Origin of the sequence: Roseibium sediminis (assembly GCF_008711325.1) — a bacterium.
GTDB classification, from domain to species: domain Bacteria; phylum Pseudomonadota; class Alphaproteobacteria; order Rhizobiales; family Stappiaceae; genus Roseibium; species Roseibium sediminis.
In genome coordinates this window covers 1-1998 of the sequence record NZ_VXDB01000067.1, presented here as the reverse complement: position 1 = coordinate 1998, position 1998 = coordinate 1, and the positions used below count along the sequence as shown (strand labels likewise).

The 1998-nt window shown below is 52.7% G+C and carries 1 protein-coding gene; it reads right to left on the bottom strand.

Annotated features, from left to right (window positions below; all coding sequences use genetic code 11):
* Positions 1 to 1998: cadherin domain-containing protein (locus F0155_RS23035; RefSeq protein ID WP_192913871.1), on the bottom strand; the 1998-nt coding region annotated here is incomplete at both ends.

The following is a 1998-nucleotide window of genomic DNA, read 5'->3' as shown; positions in this document are numbered from 1 at the left end:
CGCCAGCGTAAACAATGTCATTTCCTGCACCTGCGTCGATGTAATCGTTTCCTCCACCAGCGTAGACGGTGTCAGCACCGTCATTTGCATAAATGGAATCACTACCCCCCCCAGTTCTGATAGAGTCATTCAGAATGCCAGTGTGGACGATGACATCGGCGCTTGTATTCGTTGCGATGTCGGCCGTTATCGCGGCGCCCTGATTGAGCAGGAAACGTTCCCCGGAAGTTTCCAGGTTCTGCATTGTAAGGGTCAGTTCTCCGCTTGAAGCACCGTAGATGTCCCGCACATCCACCAGTGTTGTGACCGAGTTCAGGTCATAGTCCCCGGCCGTCATCAGGCGGACATTGTGATAATAGCTGCTGCCTGAGCCGGTACCCCAAGAGCCGTCAATCACCTCGATTGAATCAAGAGTGGTATTGCCATCGAGTTGAACATCGTAGTTAATATGTTGGGTGTTCGTATAGTAGCCATTTTTCAGGGTATCAATTCCCTCACCGCCGAAAATGGTGTCGCCAAAACTCTCGGAGTGATAGGTTCGGAAGATATCGTCACCGGCTCCGCCGTACAGAGTATCTGCTCCTCCAGCTCCCCGAAGAATATCGTTTCCTTCGTAACCGTAAATCTGGTTGTTCGACGAGTTCCCGGTGATGGTATCGTTAGCTGATGTCCCGTAATAATAGCTTTCAGCAACATCCAGAATGTTCACGTTAAATGATGTTGTTGTGTTCTGCCCATATTGGTTTGTTGCAGTTACATAAACTTCTTCAACCTGTCGGGCTTCATAGTCAAACCGTTCTGCTCCAACGCGAATTTCGTTGCCCACAATTTTGAAGCTCGAGTCTGTTAAAATATTTCCGTCCGCATCCGTAATTGAATACTGAATACCTTCAACGGGTTCGAAAGTGGTTACAACAGTGCCGGTTGTTTGATATTCACTGATATCTGCGATAGTAGTAAAAGTTATTTCTTCCGGGGCGACATCTACAACAAAGCTTTGGGTCGAAGTCGATCCGTCCGAAGAAACCGCTTGGACATAAATCGTGACGCTGCCCATCTGAGGGTCCAGCTGCGAGCTGTCGGCAACAGTTACAACGCCTGTGTTTGGATTAATGGAAAACGGACCACCAGTGATCACATTGCCCGAAGCATCGACAAGGCGATAGCTTACAGTATCCGTGGCATCAGCGTCCGTAGCACTGGCGGTAATGCCGACAAGTGTTCCGGTTGCAGCGTTTAGTAAGCATTTGTTGGCTTCCGAATTGCTGTCGGTCACAGCAGTGACGTCGAACTCGTCAACGTCGGTGAGATTGACGGTAAACGTCTCGGTGGAGGTGGAGCCATCAGTGGAGACGGCCTGTACGTTCACGGTGACGCTCGTACCAGCCTCATAGTCGAGCTGGGAGCTGTCGGCAACGGTAACAACGCCCGTTGCCGGGTCAATTGCAAACGGGCCATCGGTGATGACATTGCCGGAGCCGTCAACGATCTGGTAGCTGACTGTGTCTGTACCATCCGCATCGGAGGCAGACGCGGTAATACCAACTGTGGTGCCAGTTGTTGCGCTCTCGGAGACGGAGTTCGTAGTTGTATCCGCATCGGTCACAGCAGTGACGTCGAACTCGTCAACGTCGGCGAGATTGACGGTAAACGTCTCGGTGGAGGTGGAGCCATCTGTGGAGACGGCCTGTACGTTTACGGTGACGCTCGTACCTGCCTCATAGTCGAGCTGCGAGCTGTCGGCGACCGTGACAACGCCGGTTGCCGGGTCAATTGCAAACGGGCCATCGGTGATGACATTGCCGGAGCCGTCAACGATCTGGTAGCTGACTGTGTCCGTACCATCGGCATCGGACGCGGACGCGGTAATGCCAACTGTTGTGCCGGTCGCGGCAGATTCAGAGACGGAGTTGGCCGTGGAATCCGTATCGGTGACGGGTGTGACGTCGAACTCGTCAACGTCGGTGAGATTGACGGTAAACGTCTCGGTGGAGGTGG